This is a genomic window from Variovorax sp. GW821-FHT10B04, assembly GCF_059415645.1.
Genome location: NZ_JBWKNQ010000015.1, coordinates 20,850 through 44,172 on the forward strand (window position 1 = coordinate 20,850; position 23,323 = coordinate 44,172).

Below are 23,323 nucleotides of genomic sequence, written 5' to 3' on the forward strand. Positions count from 1 at the left end.
GGCATGGACACGCATCTCCTGATCGACCAGATTCCGGGCTTGCGCCGTTATGCGCGCGTCCTGACAGGCGATGCGTGGGCCGCAGACGACCTCGTGCAGGACACGCTCGAACGCGCCTGCAGCAAATGGCGCCTCTGGGCGGCCGACACCGACTTGCGTGCCTGGCTGTTCACATTGATGCACAACGTGTTTGCCAACCAGGCACGGCGCGCGCCTCCGCGTGCGACCGTCGACGTGGAGGACGTGGCGCACGAGTTGCGTGGCTCGGACGGCGGCCGCGATCAGCACATCGACCTGCAGCGCTGCGTACTGCTGCTGCCGGACGAACAGCGCGAGGTCCTGCTGCTGATCGCGCTGGAAGATCTGTCCTATGCGCAGGTGGCGAAGATTCTCGACATCCCGATCGGCACGGTGATGTCGCGCCTCTCGCGGGCGCGCAGCAGATTGCACGAATTGATGGAAGGCACGACGCCGATGGTGAACCGAAGTGGGCTACGCCGACTCAAATGACACCCGCCGCATGTCCATGAACACTCCGCCCGCCAATCCCCCCGCGCCGCTCGACGACGGCGACGATGCCCGCACCTGGCATGCGCAACGTGAAGCGCTGCGCGCGCTGCACCAGAACGTGCTCGACGAACCCGTGCCCGAATCGCTGCTCGCCGCCGCGGGTCTGGTCGCGCGGCAGCAAGCGCAAAAAGCGCGCTGGATGCGTTGGGGCGGCATGGCTGCCGGCGTGCTGATCGCCTTTGGTGCCGGCTGGCTCGCAAACGGCCAATGGGCTGCGCAGCGTTCGGGCGGACGGCTCGCACGGGCACCACAGGCTGGCGAGTTCGTGCATGCCGCGTCGGTGGCGCATGCGGTGTACGCGCCCGAAAAGCGCCACCCGGTGGAAGTCGCCGCCGCGGAGCAGCAACACCTCGTCCAGTGGCTTTCTCGCCGGCTCGACAAGCCGCTCAAGGTTCCGGATCTGAGTGCCGATGGCTACACGCTCGTCGGAGGCCGGCTGCTGCCCGGCGACGCGGGCGCGCGCGCTCAATTCATGTTCGAAGACGGCGCGGGTCAGCGCGTCACGCTATACATCGGCAGCATCGCTGGCACTGCCGGTTCGGCACGTGCAACCGAATCCGCATTCCGCTTTTCGACGGATGGCCCGGTCCCGAGCTTCTACTGGGTCGACCAGGGATTCGGCTATGCCATCGCCGGCAAATTGCCTCGGGAAACCCTGATGAATCTAGCGATGCTGACCTACCGCCAACTGCCCTGAACGCACCCTACACTGCCGCGCGATGCCCGACTTCCACCACCTGCATCTGCGCATCCGCCCCAACCACCGGGACACCGATCCCACCGTTTTTTAACCCGAAGGAGAAACTTCATGAAATTGCTCAGCGCCTCGATCCTTGCCGCTGCCGTTCTGGCCGGCTGCGGTGGCATGCAAACCGCTCAGGCACCCGACACGCCGACCCGCACGGTCGACGGCGTGCTGATCGGCCCGAGCGGCATGACGCTGTACACCTTCACGCGCGACACCGCGAACAGCGGCAAGTCGGTCTGCAACGCACAGTGCGCCACCAACTGGCCCGCACTGGTCGCGCCGGACGCAGCCAAGCCGATGGGCGGCTACACCGTCGTGGTGCGCGATGACGGCAAGAAGCAATGGGCCTACAACGGCTGGCCGCTCTACTACTGGTCGAAGGACGCGAAACCGGGCGACAAGACCGGTGACGGCTTCGCCAACGGCGCATGGAAGATCGCCCGGCCCTGATCTGGACTTTCAGACCTGAAGAAAACCGGCCCTGTGCCGGTTTTTTCTTGGGCGCTCGCTACGCCGCTGGAGCGAGCCGCGCGACCAGATGGTCGATCAGCACACGCACCTTGGGTGGCAGAAAGCGATTGGGCGGATACAGGAGCCAGATCGTGCCGATATAGGCCCGTGCGTCCAGCGTCCATTCGGGCAGCACGCGCACGACGTCTCCGCGCTGCAGTGCGGCCAAGGCGGCGAATTCGGGCAAGTTCGCAATGCCGAGACCGGCGACGGCCGCCTCGAGCCGGGCGCCCGCATGATTGACGACGTAGCGTCCGTGCACGCCCACCGAAACAGACTCGGCACCCCGGCGAAAACGCCAGCGACTGTCGTCGGGGTTCTCGCCCAAATACAAACAGTCGTGCTCAGCCAGGTCTCGCGGGGTGTCTGGCATCCCGCGGGCCGCCAGGTATCCGGGAGACGCGCACAGAACCCATCGAACGACACCCAGGGGCCGCCCTGCGAGTCCTGCGGGCGGGTCGTCGGTCAGCCGTATCACCAGGTCGACGTCATCGGCCACGGGATCCACATCCCGGTCCGTGAACACCAGCTGCAAATCCACGTCCGGGTGCATATCGAGAAAACCGTGCACCAGCGGATGCAGTACCGCCTTGGCAAACGCAGTCGGCGCGCTCAGGCTGACACGGCCACGTGCACGGCTTGCCGATTCGCCTGCGGCGTCGGCCGCACCGGATGCCGCGTCCATCATGTCGCGGCAATGCCGGTGCACCTGCGCCCCCGAATCCGTCACCCGCAGCCGACGCGTCGACCGCTCCAGCAGGCGCACGCCGAGCCGTTCTTCGAGCCGCTTGATTTGCCGGCTCACCGTGGACGGGGTACTGCCGAGTTGCTGGGCTGCCGCCGAGAAGCTGCCCGCGTCGACGACGCGAGCGAATACGGCGAGGTCGGGCAGCAAGCCAAGCAGTTCGGCTGGATTCATCGAGCTGCCTCGCCTGCCTTCAATGATCTGTGCACTTGGGACATGAATGTTGTTCCGATGCGAGGCATTATCTTTCCGGCTGCATGAACGAACAATGCGTGCTCCCTTCGGAGCCATTGATGACCTTACGCACCGCACTCCCCGACCTGATGTTGCTCGCCGTGGCAGCCGTCTGGGGCAGCAGCTATGGAATCGCCAAATCCGCGCTCGTCGTGTATCCGGTGCTCGGCCTGCTCGCGCTCCGGTTCAGTGTCACATTCGCTTTGCTGCTACCTGCGCTACGGCCTTTATGCCAAGCGGGTTGGCGAACGTGGTGGCGACTGACCGGCACCGGAGCGCTGCTGCTCGGCGTCTTCATCTGCGAAACCTTCGGACTGCTGCTCACGCAGGCGACCCATGCTGCATTGCTGATCAGCCTGTGCGTGGTGTTCACGCCCTGCGTCGAATGGCTGCTCCTCGGCCGCCGTCCGGCAGGTGCCGAATGGACGGCAGTACTGCTGTCGCTCGTCGGTGCCTTGCTGCTTTCAGGCGCGCAAGGATTCATGCCGAATCGAGGTGACGCGCTCATCGTGGCTGCCGCACTGCTGCGGGCACTGAACGTCTGTGCCACGAAACGTGCCGTGCGCAAGACACCCAGTCTGCCCGCGCTGTCGGTCACGGCCGTGCAATCGGGTGTGGTGGCCATTGGCAGCCTGATCATTGCCATGGCATTCGCGCCGAGCCAATGGCAACCGCTGCCGTCGCTCGAAGGCCAACCCGGATTCTGGGCCTGCGTGCTCTATCTCGTGCTGGCCTGCACCTTGTTCGCCTTCTTCGCGCAGAACCATGCGATCCAACGCCGCAGCCCGACCCGGGTCGCCCTGTTGATGGGCAGCGAACCGATCTTCGGTGCGCTGTTCGCGATGGTGTGGCTGGGTGAATCGATGTCCATGGCCGGATGGGCTGGCGGCGGCCTGATCGTCGCGTCTGCATGGATCGCCTCGGTGGCCTCCGGCCGCGAAGCGTTGGGTCTCAACCGGCCGAAGGGGCCAGACGCCGCGCTCGCATGTTCAGAGCCTCGTTGACCGACAACGCACCGATGACGAGCGCGCCGCCCAGCAGCACCGCGGGTGCGGGCTCTTCGCCTGCGCCCAGCCAAGCGAAGGCGATGCCGAAAATCACCTCGAGCAGCGCCAGCAGTGCGACTTCCGGCGCCGCAAGCACACGGGCGCAGACCACCGCCATCAAGCAAGGGATTGCGAGCTGAAAGACGCCGAGAAAGGCCAGCAGGCCGAGGTCGTGCGCGTTGGCCTGGAACGGCCGTGCAAAAGGCAGGCTCGCAAGCGCTGAAAGCGCAGCGCCGATCAGCACGGCCGGCAGCAGATCGACATCGCGCCCCAGGTGTCGGGCATGCTGGGAAACCGTCCAATTGCAGGCGAGCGCCATGGGAATGCAAAGCGCGACGGCGGTACCGAGCACGGAACCCTCGGCGAACTGGCGTCCGTACATCCAGCCGATACCCGCGCCGGCGACCGCGATCGCCCCCCACGTGCGTCCGGACAAGCGATGGCCGATGAAAAGGCGCGCGGCCAATGCAGTGAAAAGCGGGCCGACCGCCATCGTGACCAGCACATTGGCTGTGGAAGTCAGCGTCAACGCCACCATGAACGCGGTGAACATCACGGCCCAGCACAGGCCGGACACCCAGAGCGTCACGCCGCCGGTACGCAACGACGTGAATACCGCCCGGCCGCGCCAGAGCGGCAACACAACCAGCAGCGCCAGCGCCGTGAACAGGCTGCGCCAGAAGGTCACCTCGAAGCTGCGGGCAACCTCGAGATGGCGGGTGATCATGCCGGCCGTGCCCCACATCAGGGTCACGGCCACCATGAGCCCGACCGCGCGGCCATGCGTCATGGCACTCACTCGGTCAGCCCGGCGACAACCGCTTATTCGCGGCTGGCGCGCTTGCGGTCGCTTTCCTTGAGGTGGCGCTTGCGCAGGCGCACGCTCTTCGGCGTGATCTCGACCAGTTCGTCGTCTTCGATGAACTCGACGCCGTATTCCAGCGTGAGGTCGATCGGCGGCGTGATCTTGATCGCGTCTTCCTTGCCGCTCACGCGGAAGTTGGTCAGCTGCTTGGTGCGGGTGGCGTTGACCACCAGGTCGTTGTCGCGGCTGTGGATGCCGACGATCATGCCTTCGTACACCGGATCGTTCGCCTTCACGAACATGCGGCCGCGGTCGTCCAGCTTGCCCAGCGCGTAGGTGAAGATTTCACCGTCGTCCATCGAGATCAGCACGCCGTTCTTGCGGCCACCGATGTCGCCCTTGTGCGGCTCGTAGCTGTCGAAGATGTTGCTGATCAGGCCCGAACCGCGCGTCAGGTTCAGGAATTCGTTGGTGAAACCGATCAAGCCGCGTGCCGGAATGCGGTATTCCAGGCGGACGCGGCCACGGCCGTCCGATTCCATGTTGATCAGCTCGCCCTTGCGCTCACCCATGGCTTGCATCACGCCGCCCTGATGGGTTTCCTCGATGTCGGCCGTGACCATTTCGATCGGCTCGTTCTTGACGCCGTCGATGTCGCGGAACACTACGCGCGGCTTCGAAACCGCCATCTCGAAACCTTCGCGACGCATGTTTTCCAGCAGGATGGTCAGGTGCAGTTCGCCGCGGCCCATGACTTCGAAGATGCCTTCTTCGTCGGTCTCGTTCACGCGCAGTGCCACGTTGTGCTGCAGTTCCTTCTGCAGGCGGTCCCAGATCTGGCGGCTGGTGACGAACTTGCCTTCGCGACCGGCCAGCGGGCTGGTGTTCACGCAGAAGTTCATGGTCAGCGTCGGCTCGTCGACCTTCAGCATCGGCAGCGGTGCCGGGTTGGCCGTCTCGGTGATCGTGACGCCGATGCCGATGTCGGCAATGCCGTTGATCAGCACGATCTCACCCGGGCCGGCCTCGGTCGACTGCACGCGGTCCAGGCCCTGGAACGTCAGCACCTGGTTGACGCGGCCCTTGAAGGACTTGCCGTCCGGACCTTCCATGACCAGCACGTCGGTCATGGGCTTGAGCGTGCCCTGGCTGATGCGGCCCACGCCGATACGGCCGACGAAGGTCGAGAAATCGAGCGCGGAAATCTGCAGTTGCAGCGGCGCAGCGGGATCACCCTTCTGCGACGGCACGTGCTTCAGGATCGTGTTGAAGAGCGCCGACATGTCGGGGCCCCACTGCTCGCCAGGAGCACCTTCTTCCAGCGACGACCAGCCGTTGATGCCGGAGGCGTAGACGACCGGGAAGTCGAGTTGTTCGTCGGTCGCGCCGAGCTTGTCGAACAGGTCGAATGCGGCGTTGACCACCTTGTCCGGGTTCGCACCCGGCTTGTCGACCTTGTTCACGACCAGGATCGGCTTCAGGCCAAGGGCCAGGGCCTTCTTGGTCACGAAGCGCGTCTGCGGCATCGGGCCTTCCTGCGCGTCGATCAACAGAACCACACCGTCGACCATCGACAGCGCACGTTCGACTTCACCGCCGAAGTCCGCGTGGCCGGGGGTGTCGACGATGTTGATGTGCGTGCCTTCCCAGGTCACGGCACAGTTCTTCGCCAGGATCGTGATGCCGCGTTCCTTTTCGATGGCGTTGTTGTCCATCACCGTGTCCACCACTTTTTCGTGCTCGGCGAAGGTGCCGGACTGGCGCAGCAGCTGGTCAACCATCGTGGTCTTGCCATGGTCCACGTGGGCAATGATGGCGATATTGCGAATTTGCTTGGTACTCATGGTGTGGTCTCGCAAGAAGATGCGTTCAGGGATGCATTCAAAAGGATTTGCTGGATTTCGATGGGGTTCAGCAAACGCCCCGGTATCAGTTCGTTGGCGGTCACATGGGCCGTGCCCAGGAAAGCCGCCGGCTCCTGGCCGAACACGGCGACCGCCTCGGCGTCGGCCCACTGGCCCCGACGGCGCAGGCCGGACAGGAAACGCGCCGCATCTTCCGTGCCCAGCGTGACGCGGCCGTGGCCGGCCACCAGGGACTCAGCCGGCAGGAGTTGCGCCAGCCGCTCGTCCTCGCTCATCGCCTCCAGGGCCTCCAGCGTCACGCACTGCGCTTCGCCGAAGCCACCGGTCGCCACACGGCGCAACGAAGTCAGGTGTGCGCCGCAACCGAGCGCTTCGCCGATGTCCTCGCCGAGCGTGCGGATGTAGGTGCCCTTGCTGACCATCGCAACGATGCGGATGTTCTCGGCATCGATCGCGCGAACGGACAGCTGGTGGATCACGACGTCGCGCGCGGCACGCTCGACTTCGATGCCTTCGCGAGCATATTCATACAACGCCTTGCCGTCCTTCTTGAGCGCACTGTGCATGGGCGGCACTTGTCGGATCGGACCGGTGAAGCGCGCCTCGGCACGCGCCAGATCATCTGGCGTGACCTGCACGGCGCGTTCGGCGATCACCTCGCCCTCGGCATCGCCCGTGGATGTCTTCACACCCAGGCGCGCCGTGGCTTCGTACGTCTTGTCGGCGTCCAGGTGCAATTGGCTGAACTTGGTTGCAGCACCGAAGCACAACGGCAGTACACCGGTCGCGAGCGGATCGAGCGTGCCCGTATGACCCGCTTTTTCGGCGCGCAGCAACCACTTGGCCTTTTGCAAGGCCTGATTGCTGGAAAGACCCAGCGGCTTGTCGAGCAACAACACCCCATGCACAGGGCGCCGCTGCACCCTTGTGCGTGGCGCGTTCATGCCTACTCTTCTTTCGAGCGGGAGGCGACGGCCTGTGCGATGAGCGCGTTCATGTCGGCCGCACGCTCGGTGGTGCGGTCGAACAGGAAATGCAGCGTCGGCACGGTGTGGATCTGCAGGCGCTTGAACAGGCCGTTGCGCAGAAAACCTGCAGCCTGGTTCAGCGCCTCGGTCGTCTCGACCGGGTCGCCGACCAGCAGACTGAAGAAGATCTTGGCGTGCGCATAGTCGGGGGTGACCTCGACCGCCTGGATCGTGACCATGCCCACGCGCGGGTCCTTCAACTCGCGCGCGATCAGCTCCGTCAGATCCCGCTGGATCTGATCGGCAACCTTGAACGCGCGATTGGGGGCAGCAGCTTTTCTTTTGGGCATGGGCAGCGTTGCAGTCGACGCTTACAGCGTCCGTGCGATTTCCTTGATCTCGAAGAATTCGAGCTGATCGCCTTCTTTGATGTCGTTGTAGTTCTTGAGCTTGATACCGCACTCGAAGCCTTCGCGCACTTCTCGGACATCGTCCTTGAGGCGCTTCAGCGAGTCGATTTCGCCCGTGTAGACCACCACGTTGTCGCGCAGCAGGCGGAAATGCGCACTGCGGTTGACAGACCCCGAGGTGATGTACGAACCCGCGACCGTACCGATCTTGGAAGCCACGAACACCGTGCGGATCTCGGCCGAACCGATGATCTCTTCACGCCGCTCGGGTGCCAGCATGCCGGACATCGCCACCTTCACTTCATCCACGGCGTCGTAGATGATGCTGTAGTAGTTCAGCTGAACGCCATTGCTCTCGGCCAGCTTGCGCGCACCCGCATCGGCACGGACATTGAAGCCGATCACGATGGCCTTGGAGGCGATCGCGAGGTTGATGTCGCTTTCGCTGATGCCGCCGACACCGGCGTACACCATCTGCACCTTGACTTCTTCGGTCGCCAGCTTGAGCAGCGACTGCGCCAGTGCTTCCTGCGAACCCTGCACGTCGGCCTTGATGATGAGCCGCAGCGTCTGCACTTCGCCCGCCGACAGGTCGGTGAACATGTTCTGCAGGTTGGCTGCCTGTTGCTTGGCCAGCTTGGTGTTGCGGAACTTGCCGGCACGGTAAGTCGCGATTTCGCGCGCCCGACGTTCGTCGGCCATCACCATGAACTCGTCGCCCGCTTGCGGCACTTCGGTCAGACCCTGGATTTCCACCGGAATCGACGGACCGGCCGACTTGATCGCCTTGCCGTTCTCGTCGAGCATGGCGCGCACGCGGCCATAGGTCGAACCAGCCAGGACCACGTCGCCGGTCTTGAGCGTACCGGACTGAACGAGCACGGTTGCGACAGGACCACGGCCCTTGTCGAGCTGCGCTTCGATGACCAGACCCTTGGCAGCGGCATCGACCGGCGCCTTGAGTTCCAGCACTTCGGCTTGCAGCAGCACCTGTTCGAGCAGTTCATCGATGCCCTGGCCGGTCTTGGCCGACACCGGAACGAACGGCACGTCGCCGCCGTACTCTTCAGGCACGACTTCTTCGGCCACCAGTTCCTGCTTCACGCGGTCCAGGTTGGCATCGGGCTTGTCGACTTTGTTGATCGCAACCACGATCGGCACACCTGCCGCCTTCGCGTGCTTGATGGCTTCCTTGGTCTGCGGCATCACGCCGTCGTCGGCCGCCACCACGAGGATGACGATGTCGGTAGCCTGCGCACCGCGGGCACGCATGGCGGTGAACGCCTCGTGACCCGGGGTGTCGAGGAAGGACACCATGCCGCGTTCGGTTTGCACGTGGTACGCACCGATGTGCTGGGTGATGCCCCCTGCTTCGCCCGCAGCCACTTTGGCACGGCGGATGTAGTCCAGCAGCGAGGTCTTGCCGTGGTCGACGTGGCCCATCACGGTCACGACCGGCGCACGCGGCAGGGCTTCAGCCACCTGGGCGCTGACGTCCTCGTCCGTGAAGGCTTCCGGATCGTCGAGCGCCGCAACCACCGCGTTGTGGCCCATTTCTTCCACGATGATCATCGCGGTGTCCTGGTCGAGCGACTGGTTGATGGTCGCCATCATGCCCAGCTTCATGAGCTGCTTGATGACTTCCTGCGCCTTGACGGCCATCTTGTGGGCCAGTTCGGCCACGGTGATGGTTTCAGGCACATGCACTTCGAGCACGCGGGCTTCGACCGGCGCTGCCTGGACATGCTCCTCCGGACCTCCGCGGTCGTTGCCGCGGCGACCGCGCGGGCCTCCGCGCCAGTTGCCGCGCCCGACGCCACCGCTGGCGTCACCGCGCGTCTTGATTTCCTTCTTCTTGGCCGGATCACCCGCCCAGCTGGACGAAAGCTTGGCAGACTTGACTTCCTTGCCTGCACCGGGCGCCGCGGCAGCAGCTGCCGCAGGAGCGGCAGGCGCCCCTGGACGTGCAGCCGGCGTGGCTGGCTTGTGCAGCGTGCCCTTGACACTGGCCGTCTTGGCCGCGGGCGCCGGCTTCTCGGGCGCCTTGTGCGGCACCAGCACGCGTGCCGGCGCATTCATCATCGCGCGGATGGCTTCGGCTTCCGCCAAGGCTTTGCGACGACGCTCGTCCAGATCCTTGGCGCGCGCAGCTTCTTCGTCGGCACGCGCCTTCGATTCGGCTTCGACCTTGGCCCGTGCATCTTCCTTGGCCTGCGCAACAGCAGCTGCCTTGCTTTCGGCCGCAGCGGTCGCGGCGACGGCAGACGCCGTCGGGGCCGCCGGAGGGGCTGCATTGCGCTTTTGTGCAGCAGCCGCTTCGGCCGCTGCTGCAGCGGCGCGCCGTTCGGCTTCGGCCTTGGCCTGCTGTTCCGCGCGCTCGACACGCTCGCGCTCACGCGCCTCGGCCTCTTCGCGCTGGCGGCGCTTTTCGTTCAGCTCTTCTTCCTGGCGCCGGATGAGCTCCGCCTGGCGGCGCGCCTCTTCCTCGCGACGCGTCAGTTCCGCCGTGTCGACCTTGGGCTCGGCCGGCGGCGCAGCGGGCGCTTCGGCTTCCGCGCTCTCAGGCACGCCGGGGCTGTCGTCGCGCTGGATGAAGGTGCGCTTCTTGCGCACTTCCACCTGGATCGTGCGGGCACGGCCAGTGGCGTCGGCCTGCTTGATTTCGCTGGTCGACTTCTTGACGAGCGTGATCTTCTTGCGCTCGGGCTCGGCGGTGCCGTGGCTGGCCTTCAGGAAACCGAGCAGGCGCTGCTTGTCGGACTCCGTGAGCGCATCAGTCGGCGCGGCCTTGGGCACGCCCGCGCTCTTGAGCTGGTCAAGCAGGGTTTCGGGGGTCTTCTTGAGCTCGTTAGCGAACTCGGCGACAGTGGTGCTGGACATATGTGGTTCGTGCCTCCATGACCATCACGCTTGGCCAGCGAACCAATGTTCGCGGGCTTTCAAGATGAGGGCTTTGGCGTCATCGGCACTGTGGCCGGTGATCTCGGTGAGTTCATCGACCGCGAGGTCGGCCAGGTCGTCACGGGTGTGGACACCCGCCTCGGCCAATTTCGGAATGAGTTCGGGATCGAGTCCTTCGAGGTCGCGCAGATTCTGCGAAACGCCCTCCGCGCTCTCTTCCTTGGCGATTTCCATCGTGAGCAACGCGTCCTTTGCACGCGAGCGCAGCTCATTGATCGTGTCCTCATCGAAGCTTTCGATCTCGAGCAGCTCGGAGATGGGCACATAGGCCACTTCCTCGAGGCTGGTGAAACCTTCGTTGATCAGGATGTCGGCGATTTCCTCGTCCACATCGAGCTTTTCCATGAAGAGCTTGCGGCTGGAGTCGGTCTCAGCGGCCTGCTTCTGCGCCGATTCGCTGGCGTCCATGATGTTGATCTTCCAACCGGTCAGGTCGGAGGCCAGGCGAACGTTCTGCCCGCCACGGCCGATCGCGATCGCGAGGTTTTCCTCGTCGACCACCACGTCCATGGCATGCTTTTCTTCGTCGACCACGATCGAAGACACATTGGCAGGCGCCAAGGCGCCGATCACGAACTGCGCAGGGTCCTCGGACCACAGCACGATATCGACGCGCTCGCCAGCAAGTTCGTTGGTCACGGCATTGACACGCGTACCGCGCACGCCGACGCAGGTGCCGATCGGGTCGACCCGCTTGTCGTGCGAGAGCACGGCGATCTTGGCGCGCGAACCCGGGTCACGGGCGCAGCTCTTGATCTCGAGCAGGCCCTGCTCGATCTCAGGCACTTCCTGGCGGAACAGCTCGATCATGAATTCCGGCGCCGAGCGCGAGAGGATGATCGGCGCACCGCGCAGCGTCAGATCCACTTCCATGATCATGGCGCGAACCCGGTCGCCGTTGCGCAGGTTTTCCTTGGCGATCATCTCGCTGCGGCGCAGGCGTCCTTCGACGCGGCCGGCTTCGACGATGATGTCGCCCTTGTCCAGGCGCTTGACGGTGCCGACAAAGATCTTGTCACCACGCGACATGAAGTCGTTGAGCAGCATTTCGCGCTCGGCGTCACGGATCTTCTGCAGGATGACCTGCTTGGCAGCCATCGCGCCGATACGGCCGATCGGCACCGAGTCCACCGCTTCTTCGATGTACTCGCCGACCTCGATGTCCGACATCTCTTCCTTGGCTTCGAACAGAAGGATTTCCTGCTCGGGCAACTGCAGGCCCGCTTCATCGGGAACGACGTGCCAACGGCGGAAGGTTTCGTAGTCGCCGCTGTCGCGATCGACGGCGACGCGAATGTCCACATCGCCCGGATAGAGCTTCTTGGTCGCTTGCGCCAGCGCTGATTCGACCGCGCCAAAGACCACGTCGCGCTCGACGTTCTTTTCGCGCGAGATCGCATCCACCAACATCAACATTTCGCGATTCATGCCACTACGCTCCTCTTTCAGTCCGACACTTCCGTGCCGCCAATATCCGAAAAACCCGTTGGGGTTTTGTCTGCAGAACCCTCGGGGGCTCTAGCCTTGCGGCCCTTGAAATCCACGATCGGGGCGAGCCGGGCCTCGCGCAATTCGCCCAATACAAAACCAAGCGCCTGCAACGGTGCAGGCGCGCGCTTCTTGCTGACTTTTTGCCCGGGCTTCGGCGCCGGCTTGCCTTCGGGCTCCTGGCTCCAGACGATCTGCCAGCCACTCCCGCCTTCGGCACGCTCCAGCGTGCCGCGAAACTTCTTGCGGGAGGCCGACACCAGCCCCCCTGCTGCGGCACCCATCGGCGCCTTGAGCGTGATATCGATCACCTCGCCGACAAAACGCTCGAAATCCTGCTCGTTGCGCAGCGGCCGATCGATGCCCGGCGAGGAAACCTCGAGCCGCTTGTATTCGGCACCATCCACCTCCAGCGCGAACTGGAGCTGGCGCGTGACCTTTTCGCAGTCCTCGACCGTCACGAACGGCTCGGGCAAACCAGCCGCTGCAGCCTCCGAAGTGGGGGCATGCCAGGGCAAATCAATCGTGACACGCAGCAATCCGCCCGCCGAGCGTTCGATCTCGACCAGGTCGTAACCGAGACCGGCCACGGTTTGTTCCACTGTCTGCTGCAATGCCACGTGTATTTGTTCGCCTTTGGTGTTGCCCGATATCCGCCCGCCTGCGTCATCGAGAATGCGTCGACCCATAAAAAAACGGGCGGTAAGTACCCGCCCGTTTGGTCGTGAGCCTCGAATTATATGCCAATTGCGTTTAAATACGGCGGCCTCTAAATGGAAGCCACTTTGAGCGCGTTCGCGGAACGGCGCCAGACCCAGATGAACAGCAGGGCGCCGACCGCCAACGCACCCGCCGCGGCGAGCAACGGAACATTGAACGAGCCCGTGCGGTGCACCAGCGGCGCAGCGAACAAGGGGCCGACGATCTGCCCGACCCCGTACGACGCCGTGGCATAGCCGATCAGCCCGGCAGCGGCATTGCCGTGCAGTCGACGCGCTTCCCGCACTGCGAACAGGGTGATCGCGGTGAAAGGCAGGCCCAGGAGCAGGCTACCGACCGCGAACCCCGCGATCGTAGGCCACACGACCGACAACACCACGCCGACCGCCTGCATCAGGAAACCGGCGGCCAGCAAGAGGCGGTTGTCCCAATGCAGGGGCGCACGCGCACCGATGAGCACGCCCGGCACCACCGCCACGCCGAACAGCGGCCAGAACAGATCGGGCCAGCTCGAGCCGGGCAGCGCCTGCCGGGCGATCACCGGCAGAAAAGTCGCGGTGATGATGTAGCCGAAGCCGGCCAGACCGTAGAGCCCGACCAGCCAACGCGCGTCCGACCGCGCCGCGGCTGCATTGCCGACGGCAACAGGAGCGGCCGAGGCTCCAGCCGTCGATTTTCCAGTGGTGGTCGTTGCGCCGTCGTTGAACACGCGCCAGATCACGGCGGTCAGTGCCACGGCGACCAGGCCAAAACCGATCCAGGCCGCATCCGAGCCCCAGCGTCCGATCACGCCGCCAAGCAGCCCGGTCGCCGCGATGCCGATGCCGGGGCCGGTGAAGATCACGCCGCCAAGCGCCGGCGCGCCGCTCTCGGCCAAGCGGCGGGAGCCCCAGCCCGAAGCGAAGACAAAGGCCCAGGCACTCACGGCGCCGGCAGCGGTCCTCAGCACGCTCCAGACGGTAAAGCCGTGGAACAACCCCATGCCGAGCAGCAACGCCGCCGTCGCCAGGAGCGCCATCCGCACCATGAAAACGGGCCGGAGGCGGATCGATGCGCACGACAACGCCCCGACGAAGTAGCCCAGGTAGTTGAGCGACGCCAGCAGGCCGCCCTCCTGCAGATCCAGCTTTCCCTCGTGCAGCATGATGGGCAGCATCGGCGTGAAGGCGAAACGCCCAAGCCCCATCGCCACCGCAAGCGTCACCATGCACGCCAGCGCGGCGCGCCAGGCACCGCGGCGGTCATATCCGATATTCGACATTCAGTGTTCTTCTGCTTTCAATCAGCCAGTGCCGCAGCCACCAGCGTCCGGGTGTAGGGATGTTCGGGCGCATCGATCACGCGATCGACCGGGCCGGATTCCAGGATGGCGCCGTCCTTCATGACGATGACTTGGTGCGCCATCGCGCGGATCACCTCGACGTCATGGGTGATGAGCAGATAACTCAGCCCGCGCTCGCGCTGCAGGCGTTGCAGCAGGCCCAGCACCTGCTTCTGGATGGTCACGTCGAGCGCGCTGGTCGGCTCGTCGAGCACCAGCAGCTGCGGGTCGACGATCAGCGCCCGTGCAATCGCCAGCCGTTGGCGCTGCCCGCCCGAGAACTCGTGCGGATAGCGCGACAGCAGCGCAGGAAATTGCGCTTCCGTCAGCCCGACGTCGGCCAACGCAGCAAGGACGCGGCCGCGTCGCGCCTCGGCGCCGATTCCGGGCTCGTGCACGGTCAGCCCCTCGCCGACGATCTCCTCGACCGTCATGCGTGGCGACAGCGACGAAAATGGATCCTGGAAGACCACCTGCATCGTGCGGCGCAGCGCACGGTCGGACGCGCGCCCCATGCCCCAGGTCTTGCCCGTGACATTCAATTCACCGCCGTGCGGCAGCAGGCCGAGCGCTGCCAACGCCAGCGTCGACTTGCCCGAGCCGGATTCGCCGACCACGCCAAGCGTCTCGCCGGGCGCGATACGGAAATCGGCGCCCTGGACCGCCACGAACGCACCCTTGCGAAACCAGCCGGCGATGCCGGGTCGCGGAACCGGATAGCTCACACGCAATGCGTCGGCCGACAGCACCGGCGCGGCCTGCGCGTCCGGCAGCGCAGCAACCTCGCGCACGGGCCGGCTGTCGATCAGCTTGCGTGTGTAGGGATGCCTCGGCGCGTCGAACACGCTCGCCACCTCGCCCTGCTCGACGATGTGCCCGCTCTCCATCACCGCCACGCGGTCGGCGAAGCGGCGGACCAGGTTCAGGTCGTGTGTGATGAGCAGCACGGCCATGCCGTAGCGGCGCTGCAAGCCGGCCAGCAGCTCGAGGATCTGCGCGCGCACCGTCACGTCGAGTGCGGTGGTCGGCTCGTCTGCGAGCAGCAGGCGCGGCTTGCAGGCGAGCGCCATCGCGATCATCGCGCGCTGCCGCTGCCCGCCGGACAGCTGGTGCGGCAGCGCCCTCGCCCGCCGCGCCGGCTCGGGAATGCCCGTATCGGCCAGCAGTTGCACGGCGGCGGCCTGCGCATCGCGCTTCGACAGCGCTTCGTGCAGTTCGAGCACTTCCGCGATCTGGTCGCCCACGCTGTAGAGCGCGTTCAGCGCAGTCATCGGCTCCTGGAAGATCATCGCGATCTCTTTGCCGCGGACACCGCGCAGCGCTCGCTCGGGCAGCGCCAGCAGATCGCGCGCCTGGCCACCCTCGAGGCCGCCGAACGTCGCGCGCCCCGAGAGATCGGCGTTCTGCACCAGCCGAAGCAGGCTCAGCGCCGTCACGCTCTTGCCAGAGCCGGATTCGCCGACGAGTGCCAGCTTCTCGCCCGGCGCGATATGGAAGTCGATGCCATGCACGACCTCTTTTCCGCCAAAGGCGACGCGGAGGCCGCGAACATCGAGCAACGGCGACGAGATCGGCGCGTTCATTTCTCGGCCTTTCGCGGGTCCAGGGCATCGCGCAACGCATCGCCCATGAAGGTCAACAGCATCAGCGTGACGACCAGCACGCCGAAGGTCGACAGCGAGATCCACCAGGCGTCGATGTTGGCCTTGCCCTGGCTCAACAGCTCGCCGAGCGACGGCGTGCCCGGCGGCACGCCCAACCCGAGAAAATCGAGTGAAGTCAGCGCAAGGATGGCGGCGCTCATGCGAAACGGAAGGAAGGTCACGACCGGCGTCATGCTGTTCGGCAGGATGTGGCGCCACATGATCTGCAGGTTGCCCACGCCCAGCGCACGCGCGGCACGCACGTAGTCCATCTGCCGGTTGCGCAGGAACTCGGCCCGCACGTAATCCGACAGGCCCATCCAGCCGAACAGGCTCAGCAGCACCAGCAGCAAAGCCACGCTGGGCGCGAAGATCGCGCTGAAGATGATCAGCAAGTAGAGCTCCGGCATCGAGCCCCAGATCTCGATGAAGCGCTGGAAGGCCAGGTCGGTCTTGCCGCCGAAGAAGCCCTGGATCGCACCGGTGATCACGCCCAGCACCACGCCGATGAAGGTCAGCGCCAGCGCGAACAGCACGCTCACGCGGAAGCCGTAGATCAGTTGCGCCAGCAGGTCACGGCCGCGATCGTCGCTACCGAAGAAGTTTTCGCGCGACGGCGCCGCGGGATTGGGCGAGGTCGCGAAGTAATTGAGCGTCTTCGGCCCGTACGGGTTGGGCGCATAGATTGCCCAGTTGCCGCCCTGCGTGATGCGCTGGCGGATGAACGGGTCGAGGTAATCGGCCGGTGTCTCGAAGTCGCCGCCGAAAGTCTTCTCCGAATATTCGCGCAGCACCGGGAAATAGGTTTGCCCCTCGTAGCGCACGACCAGGGGCCGGTCGGTCGACAGCACTTCGGCGAACAGGCTCAGCACGACCAGCACCGAGAAGATCACCAGACTCCAGAAGCCGAGCCGGTTGCGCTTGAAGCGCAGCCACGCACGGCGCCCCGGCGACAAGGCCGCCGGCAATGCATTGCTGCCCAGACCAGAGCCGCCGAGGATCCGGCTCCGCCGGTCCTCCAGCGGCGTCCCCCCGGGGGGGAGGCGACCAGCGGCCGCTTCGGGGGGGTCAGTCAAATTTGACACGCGGATCCACCCAGACGTAGCAGAGATCGCTGATCAGCTTGGTCACCAGGCCGATCAACGTGAAAAGATAGAGCGTGCCCAGCACGACCGGATAGTCGCGCCGGATCACGCTCTCATAACTGAGCAGCCCAAGTCCGTCGAGCGAGAACAGCGTCTCGATCAGCAGCGAGCCCGTGAAGAAGGCGCCGATGAAGGCCGCCGGGAAGCCCGTGATGATCGGGATCAGCGCGTTGCGGAACACGTGCTTCCACAGCACCTGCCGCTCGCTCAGCCCCTTGGCGCGCGCCGTCAGCACGTACTGCTTGCGGATCTCCTCGAGAAATGAGTTCTTGGTCAGCATGGCCGTCACCGCAAAGCTGCCGAGCACCATCGCCGTGATCGGCAATGCGATGTGCCAGAGGTAGTCGACCACCTTGCCGCCCCAGCTCAGCGACTCCCAGTTGGACGAGGTCAGCCCCCGCAGCGGAAACCACTGGAGCTGGCCGCCGAAGATCACCAGCAGCGCGACGCCGAGCACGAAGCCCGGAATCGCATAGCCGACGAGCACAACCAGCGTCGTCAGGAAGTCGAAGCGCGAGCCGGCGCGGACGGCCTTGGCAACACCCAGCGGCACCGCGATCAGGTAGCTGATGAAGAAGGTCCAGAGGCCGAGGCTGATCGACACCGGCATCTTCTCCTTGACCAGTTCCCATACCGCCTTGCGCTGGTAGAAGCTCTGGCCCAGGTCGAAGCGCGCAAAGGACTTCAGCATCTGCCAGAAACGCTCGACCGGCGGTTTGTTGAAGCCGTAGAGCTGCTTGATCTCCTCGATGCGCTTCTCGTCCAGCCCTTGCCGGCCTCGATAGCCGGCGCCGGAACTGGCGGCGCGTTCGCCACCCGAATCCCGGCCCTGCAACTGCGCGACCATCTGCTCGACCGGGCCGCCCGGCACGAACTGGATCACGACGAAGGTCAGCAGCAGCACGCCGAACAGCGTCGGCACCATCAACAGCAGGCGTTTGAGGATGTAGCTCGCCATCGATACCGATCTATTTGTTGGCGGGCGACGCCCACCATGTGCTGATCGCCCAGGTGTCGGGCTGGTAATAAGGCGGAATGGTCGGCGGCAGCACGAAGGGCCGCGGCCGATAGCCGATCAGGAAGGCGTCGCCGTAGTACTGCGGCACGGAGTAGTAGCCGTGCGACAGCACCCGGTCGAGCGCCCGCAGCGCGGCCCCGAGTTCAGGCCGCGTGGTGGCACCGACCACCTTCTGGAGCAGCGCATCGACGGCCGGATCGGCGATGCCCCAGATGTTCGACGAGCCGTGGGTCGCAGCGGCCTTGGAACCGTACAACTCCAGCAGTTCACCCCCCGGCGCGGTGCTGCCGGGCAAGCGAACGGTGGTCATCTCGAAGTCGAAGTTGTCCATCCGCTGCTGCGACAAGGAGAAGTCGACCGTCCGGAAATTCATCTGGATACCGAGTTTCTGGAGCGCTGTCTGGAATGGCGTGGCGACACGGATCAGCGAAGGTTGGTCGTTCAGGAACTCGATGGTGAAGGCTTCGCCCTTTGCGTCGCGCAGCGCGCCGTCGCGGTAGGTCCAGCCCGCCTCCTCCAGCAAGCCGCGTGCCTTGCGCAGGTTGTCGCGCAGGCTGCCGGGTGGTGCGGTGCTCGGCGACAGCGCCGCCGGACCGAACACCTCCGGTCGCAACCGGGCGCGCAGCGGCTCCAGCAACGCGAGCTCGTCCGGCTTCGGCAAGCCTTGCGCATGGAATTCGCTGTTGGGGAAATAACCGTCGACCCGTTTGTAGATGCCGTAGAACAGCTGCTTGTTGAGCCACTCGAAGTCCATCGCCAGGCCGATCGCCTGCCGCACCCGGATGTCCTTGAACTTCGGATTGCGCACGTTGAAGACGTAGCCCTGGAAATCGCCGGGATTGCGGTTCTCGAAGGCCTGCTTCTTCAATTCGCCCGAGGCGAACTGCTTGCCGGTGTACTGGCGCGCCCAGTTGCGCGAGGTGAATTCGCGCATGAAGTCGTATTCGCCGGCCTTCAGGCCCTCGAAGCGGGAGGTGTCGTCCAGGTAGATCTTGAAGGTGACCCGATCGAAATTGAACATGCCCTTGCGCACCGGCAGCTCCGCGCCCCAGTAGGCCGGATCCCGTACGTAGGTGATGTCGCGGCCCATGCGCGGATTCGCGATCTTGTACGGGCCGGAGGCGATCGGTACGTCGGTCGTGATCTGGTCGAAGGGCTTGCCCTGTCCCCAGGCGCGGCTGAAGACCGCCATGCCGCCCACCACCAGCGGCAGCTCGGGGTTCGGGCTCGAAAAATCGAAGCGCACCGTGCGCTCGTCGATGGCGGTGGCGTCCTTCACCTCGGCATAGATGGTGCGGAATTGCGGTGCCGCCAGCTTGCCCGTCAGCGTCTTGAAGGAATGCACCACGTCGGCCGCCAGCACCGGCGTCCCGTCATTGAATCGCGCTCGCGGGTTGATGCGGAAGGTGGCCGATCGCTTGTCCGCCGCGACCTCCACGTCCTCGGCCAGCAGGCCGTAGGCGGTGGTCGGCTCCTCGGCATTGCCTGTCAGCAGGCTCTCTATCATCAGCGAGCCGATGCCATACGGCGCGGTGCCCTTGAGCGTGAACGGGTTGAACTTGTCGAAGTTGGTCGGGCGTGTCGGCGGCACCAGGCGGATCTCGCCGCCCTTGGGCGCCTGTGGATTCACGTAGCTGAAGTTGGTGAAGCCCGGTGGGTACTTCACATCGCCGAACTGTGCGTAGGCAAGGGCGGCCCACGAAGGGGCTGCCGAGAACGCCAACAGAAAAAGCAGCCAGGCTCGCATGCGAGAATTCTGCCCAAGATTTTCACAAGGCAACTTCATGGGCTTTCTTTCCGGCAAAAAACTGTTGATCACCGGCGTGCTGAGCAACCGCTCCATCGCCTACGGCATCGCCAAGGCCTGCCATGCGCAAGGCGCCGAGCTCGCCTTCAGTTATGTCGGCGAGCGCTTCAAGGACCGTATCACCGAATTCGCTGCCGACTTCGATTCGAAGCTGATATTCGATTGCGACGTGGGTGACGATGCCCAGATCGAAAAACTCTTCGCCGATCTCGCGCAGACCTGGCCGACCTTCGACGGCTTCGTGCACAGCATCGGCTACGCGCCGCGCGAGGCCATTGCCGGCGACTTCCTCGAAGGCTTGTCGCGCGAGGCTTTCAAGATCGCGCACGACATCAGCGCCTACAGCTTCCCCGCGATGGCCAAGGCCGCGCTGCCCTACCTGAACCCCAAGTCGGCACTGCTCACGCTGACCTACCTCGGCGCCATCCGCTCGGTGCCGAACTACAACACGATGGGCCTGGCCAAGGCGTCGCTCGAAGCTTCCGTGCGCTACCTGGCCGAATCGCTCGGCCCCAAGGGCATGCGCGTCAACGGCATCAGCGCCGGCCCGATCAAGACGCTGGCCGCCAGCGGCATCAAGGGCTTCGGCAAGCTGCTGCCGGCCGTGGCCGCGGCCTCGCCGATCCGCCGCAACGTGACGATCGACGACGTAGGCAATGTCGCCGCCTTCCTGCTGAGCGACCTCGCAGGCGGCGTGACGGCGGAAATCACCTATGTCGACGGCGGCTTCAGCCAGGTGGTCGGCGGGTTGGCGGAGGCCGCCGCCGACTGAGTTCAGGCATAGAAAGACAGGCGCCGACCCGCAACAGCGGGCGGCAGGACGCAGCCCAGCATGCGTCCATGCCTTTTCAGGGAGGAAAAAGATGACACCGTATCCGCGGGCCGACAGAGGCCCCTCGTCCGCCGTTCGCCGGCGCTTTCTCGCGGCGCTGGGCACCGCACTGGTTCTGCCTTTCGCCGTGCGTGCGCGAGCGGCGGCATCGGCGTCCAAGGCGCCGCCGCAGCTGATGCTGGCCGAGGTCTATCGGCAGGGCATGTCGCTCGACGACTACTGGGTCAGCGAAAAATACGATGGCGTGCGCGGCTACTGGGACGGCACCCGGCTGTGGACCCGCGGCGGCGAACCGGTGATCACGCCAGCCTGGTTCACGGCCAATCTGCCGCGCATTCCGATGGACGGCGAACTCTGGGCCGGTCGCGGTCGTTTCGACGAAGCCGTCTCCACCGTGCGCAGCCAGTCGCCCAACGACGCGGCGTGGCGCGAAATCCGTTTCATGGTGTTCGACCTGCCCGCACAGCCGGGCGACTTCACCGCGCGCCTTGCCGCGCTGCGGCAATTGCTGCCGATCCCAGCCGCGTCCTGGGTCGTGCCCGTTCCGCAGCAGCGGGCCACCACGCATGCGGCGCTGCAGGCGCTGCTCGACAAGGCGGTGAAGGGCGGCGCTGAAGGCCTGATGCTGCATCGCGGTGCCTCGCCGTACCGCGGCGAGCGCACCGGCGACCTGCTCAAGTTCAAGCCCTATGACGATGCGGAAGCCCGCGTCGTCGCACACATTCCCGGCAAGGGACGGCATTCGGCACGGCTGGGTGCGATGCTGGTCGAGATGCCCAACGGCCAGCGTTTCAAGCTGGGCGGCGGACTCACCGACGCGCAGCGTGACCAGCCGCCACCCATCGGCAGCTGGGTCACCTACCGCTACAACGGCAGCAACCCGAGCGGCCTGCCGCGCTTCGCACGCTTCCTGCGCATCCGCGAAGACGCACCGCGCTAGAGGCTGCACCCGCTCCGCCAGGTCACTTGGGCAGCAGCACCTTGTCGACCACGTGGATCACGCCGTTCGACTGGTAGACGTTGGCCGTGGTCACGGTCGCGGTGCCGCCCTTTTCGTCGGTGATCATCACCTTGCCGCCCTTGGTCTTGGCAACCAGCGTGCCGCCAGCGACGGTGGTCAGCGTGGCGCTGCCCTTGCCTTCCTTGATCTGCTTCTTCAGCGCGGCCGTGTCGAGCTTCCCGGCCACCACGTGGTAGGTGAGGATCGACGTCAGCGTGCCCTTGTTCTCGGGCTTGAGCAGCGTGTCGACCGTGCCGGCCGGCAGCGCGTCGAAGGCCTTGTTGGTTGGCGCGAACACGGTGAACGGCCCCGGTCCCTTGAGCGTATCGACCAGGCCGGCAGCTTTCACGGCGGCGACCAGCGTCGTGTGGTCCTTGGAGTTCACCGCGTTGTCGATGATGTCCTTCGTCGGATACATCGGCGCACCGCCCACCATCACCGTGGCAGCCATGGCGGAATAGGCCCCTGCGCTGAGCGCCACGGCGAGGGTGGCGGCGGCAAGGCGATGGAATCTGATGTTCATTGAAAAGCTCCGGATGATTGCTGGATGGACCACCGCGAAAAGCGGCGGCTGCAACCAATACGGTGCCCCCGGAACGACAGATTCGTGCGCCGAACGCAACGCTGTATTTCAGCGCCGAAGGCGTCTCACAGGCTCAGGGCTTCATGCCCTGCGCCAGTCTGGCTTCGATGTCGTCGAGCACAGGCAGCAGATCGGCCACGCTGTCGATCACGTAGTGCGCACCCGCGGCCTTGAGCTTGGCCGTGGCGGTCGCGCGCAGCGCCGCTTGCGTGGCGGCGTCGAGCGCCTGCCAGTCGGCGAGCGGCAGTCCCACCGCATTGCCGCTGACCGCGAGGCCGACCGTCCAGGTGCCCGCGTTCAGCCCTTCCTCGACGCCGACGCCGGTGTCGTCGACCTTCACCACGGTCGACGGCGGCCAGACGCCGATATCGGCGAAGGTGCGGTACATCATCAGCGGTGACGGCCGGCCCGCGGCCAGGTCGCCGGCACAGACCAGGTTGTCGGGCACGTAGCCGCCGGCTGCGGCGATCGGCGTCACGATGTCCATGATCGGCCGGTTGTAGCCGGTGGTCGACCCGATCTTCAGGCCGCGCGCACGCAGCGTGTCGACCATCTCGACGGCACCGGGAATGAAGTCGGCGAAGTCCGCGACCACGGCGGCATTCATCGGCGTGAAGACTTCATAGAGATGGTCCACGTCGGCATTGCCGAAGGGCTTGCCGTAGCGCTTCTCCCACTGCGCCGCGATGCCGGGCAGGCGGCCCAGCGCCTGGATGTGGTCCCACTTGGCCATGCCCATCGGGCCGCGTGCCTCGTCGATGGTCAGCGTGATGTCGAACTTCTCGAACAGGCGCACGAAGGCGCCCATCGGCGCGCAGGAGCCGAAGTCGAGGATGGTGCCGGCCCAGTCGAAGACGACGGCGCTCAGGCGGGGTGTGCTGGATGTCATGTGTTGTTTCCCTTG

The 23,323-nt window shown here is 65.3% G+C and carries 21 protein-coding genes; 6 read left to right on the forward strand and 15 right to left on the reverse strand.

The features are described from left to right. The first annotated feature begins 3 nt into the window (after positions 1–3). The 3 genes from AC07PZ_RS27665 to AC07PZ_RS27675 all read left to right on the forward strand — a co-directional run bounded on the left by AC07PZ_RS27665 (position 4) and on the right by AC07PZ_RS27675 (position 1,768). A complete protein-coding gene (locus AC07PZ_RS27665) occupies positions 4–510 on the forward strand; it encodes a sigma-70 family RNA polymerase sigma factor (RefSeq protein WP_495298379.1) in 507 nt (168 codons plus the stop codon). After that, positions 488–1,267: an anti-sigma factor family protein gene (locus tag AC07PZ_RS27670; protein WP_495298380.1), complete on the forward strand. Its 780-nt coding sequence runs from the start codon at positions 488–490 to the stop codon at positions 1,265–1,267. The genes AC07PZ_RS27665 and AC07PZ_RS27670 overlap by 23 nt, the downstream gene beginning before the upstream one ends. A gap of 111 nt (positions 1,268–1,378) precedes the next feature. Then, the gene (locus AC07PZ_RS27675; RefSeq protein ID WP_495298381.1) at positions 1,379–1,768 is read left to right on the forward strand and encodes a COG4315 family predicted lipoprotein; all 390 of its coding nucleotides are present in this window, start codon (positions 1,379–1,381) and stop codon (positions 1,766–1,768) included. A gap of 58 nt (positions 1,769–1,826) precedes the next feature. On the opposite strand, the gene AC07PZ_RS27680 is transcribed toward AC07PZ_RS27675, so the two are convergent. Then, positions 1,827–2,747, reverse strand: coding sequence for a LysR family transcriptional regulator (locus AC07PZ_RS27680; RefSeq protein WP_495298382.1), 921 nt, complete (start codon positions 2,745–2,747; stop codon positions 1,827–1,829). 119 nt (positions 2,748–2,866) lie between these two features. Between AC07PZ_RS27680 and AC07PZ_RS27685 the strand changes: the two genes are divergently transcribed. Next, positions 2,867–3,811 (forward strand): DMT family transporter, encoded by a 945-nt coding sequence (locus AC07PZ_RS27685; RefSeq protein ID WP_495298383.1) that lies wholly within the window; start codon positions 2,867–2,869, stop codon positions 3,809–3,811. Here AC07PZ_RS27685 and AC07PZ_RS27690 read toward each other — a convergent pair. The 12 genes from AC07PZ_RS27690 to AC07PZ_RS27745 all read right to left on the reverse strand — a co-directional run bounded on the left by AC07PZ_RS27690 (position 3,759) and on the right by AC07PZ_RS27745 (position 19,944). Then, complete coding sequence (locus tag AC07PZ_RS27690) at positions 3,759–4,643, reverse strand: DMT family transporter (protein ID WP_495298384.1); 885 nt, start codon at positions 4,641–4,643, stop codon at positions 3,759–3,761. The genes AC07PZ_RS27685 and AC07PZ_RS27690 overlap by 53 nt on opposite strands. Positions 4,644–4,675: 32 nt before the next feature. Further along, entirely contained in the window at positions 4,676–6,502 is a 1,827-nt protein-coding gene (typA, locus tag AC07PZ_RS27695) for a translational GTPase TypA (RefSeq protein ID WP_495298385.1), read from the reverse strand. Continuing rightward, the gene (truB, locus tag AC07PZ_RS27700; RefSeq protein WP_495298386.1) at positions 6,499–7,467 is read right to left on the reverse strand and encodes a tRNA pseudouridine(55) synthase TruB; all 969 of its coding nucleotides are present in this window, start codon (positions 7,465–7,467) and stop codon (positions 6,499–6,501) included. Before truB ends, typA begins: the two co-directional genes overlap by 4 nt. Before the next feature lie 2 nt (positions 7,468–7,469). Continuing rightward, the gene (gene rbfA / locus AC07PZ_RS27705; RefSeq protein WP_495298387.1) at positions 7,470–7,841 is read right to left on the reverse strand and encodes a 30S ribosome-binding factor RbfA; all 372 of its coding nucleotides are present in this window, start codon (positions 7,839–7,841) and stop codon (positions 7,470–7,472) included. 21 nt (positions 7,842–7,862) lie between these two features. After that, a complete protein-coding gene (infB, locus tag AC07PZ_RS27710; protein WP_495298388.1) occupies positions 7,863–10,781 on the reverse strand; it encodes a translation initiation factor IF-2 in 2,919 nt (972 codons plus the stop codon). A gap of 24 nt (positions 10,782–10,805) precedes the next feature. Beyond that, entirely contained in the window at positions 10,806–12,290 is a 1,485-nt protein-coding gene (gene nusA / locus AC07PZ_RS27715) for a transcription termination factor NusA (RefSeq protein WP_495298389.1), read from the reverse strand. Between the two features lie 17 nt (positions 12,291–12,307). Beyond that, complete coding sequence (gene rimP / locus AC07PZ_RS27720; RefSeq protein ID WP_495298390.1) at positions 12,308–12,970, reverse strand: ribosome maturation factor RimP; 663 nt, start codon at positions 12,968–12,970, stop codon at positions 12,308–12,310. Positions 12,971–13,119: 149 nt separating this feature from the next. After that, the gene (locus tag AC07PZ_RS27725) at positions 13,120–14,331 is read right to left on the reverse strand and encodes a YbfB/YjiJ family MFS transporter (RefSeq protein ID WP_495298391.1); all 1,212 of its coding nucleotides are present in this window, start codon (positions 14,329–14,331) and stop codon (positions 13,120–13,122) included. A gap of 17 nt (positions 14,332–14,348) precedes the next feature. After that, the gene (locus AC07PZ_RS27730) at positions 14,349–15,974 is read right to left on the reverse strand and encodes an ABC transporter ATP-binding protein (protein WP_495298392.1); all 1,626 of its coding nucleotides are present in this window, start codon (positions 15,972–15,974) and stop codon (positions 14,349–14,351) included. Continuing rightward, on the reverse strand, positions 15,971–17,002 hold the full coding sequence (locus tag AC07PZ_RS27735; RefSeq protein ID WP_495298518.1) for an ABC transporter permease: 1,032 nt from the start codon (positions 17,000–17,002) through the stop codon (positions 15,971–15,973). Before AC07PZ_RS27735 ends, AC07PZ_RS27730 begins: the two co-directional genes overlap by 4 nt. Positions 17,003–17,102: 100 nt before the next feature. Continuing rightward, entirely contained in the window at positions 17,103–18,137 is a 1,035-nt protein-coding gene (locus AC07PZ_RS27740) for a microcin C ABC transporter permease YejB (RefSeq protein WP_495298393.1), read from the reverse strand. 10 nt (positions 18,138–18,147) lie between these two features. Next, positions 18,148–19,944, reverse strand: a complete 1,797-nt coding sequence (locus AC07PZ_RS27745) for an extracellular solute-binding protein (RefSeq protein ID WP_495298394.1) — start codon at positions 19,942–19,944, stop codon at positions 18,148–18,150. A 37-nt stretch (positions 19,945–19,981) separates the two neighbouring features. Between AC07PZ_RS27745 and fabI the strand changes: the two genes are divergently transcribed. Then, positions 19,982–20,776: an enoyl-ACP reductase FabI gene (gene fabI / locus AC07PZ_RS27750; protein WP_495298395.1), complete on the forward strand. Its 795-nt coding sequence runs from the start codon at positions 19,982–19,984 to the stop codon at positions 20,774–20,776. 91 nt (positions 20,777–20,867) lie between these two features. Further along, complete coding sequence (locus AC07PZ_RS27755; RefSeq protein ID WP_495298396.1) at positions 20,868–21,776, forward strand: DNA ligase; 909 nt, start codon at positions 20,868–20,870, stop codon at positions 21,774–21,776. A 22-nt stretch (positions 21,777–21,798) separates the two neighbouring features. Here AC07PZ_RS27755 and AC07PZ_RS27760 read toward each other — a convergent pair whose 3' ends face one another. Both AC07PZ_RS27760 and phnX read right to left on the reverse strand, forming a co-directional pair. Further along, positions 21,799–22,359: a fasciclin domain-containing protein gene (locus AC07PZ_RS27760; RefSeq protein WP_495298397.1), complete on the reverse strand. Its 561-nt coding sequence runs from the start codon at positions 22,357–22,359 to the stop codon at positions 21,799–21,801. Positions 22,360–22,492: 133 nt separating this feature from the next. After that, positions 22,493–23,308, reverse strand: coding sequence for a phosphonoacetaldehyde hydrolase (gene phnX / locus AC07PZ_RS27765; protein WP_495298398.1), 816 nt, complete (start codon positions 23,306–23,308; stop codon positions 22,493–22,495). Positions 23,309–23,323 lie beyond the last annotated feature (15 nt).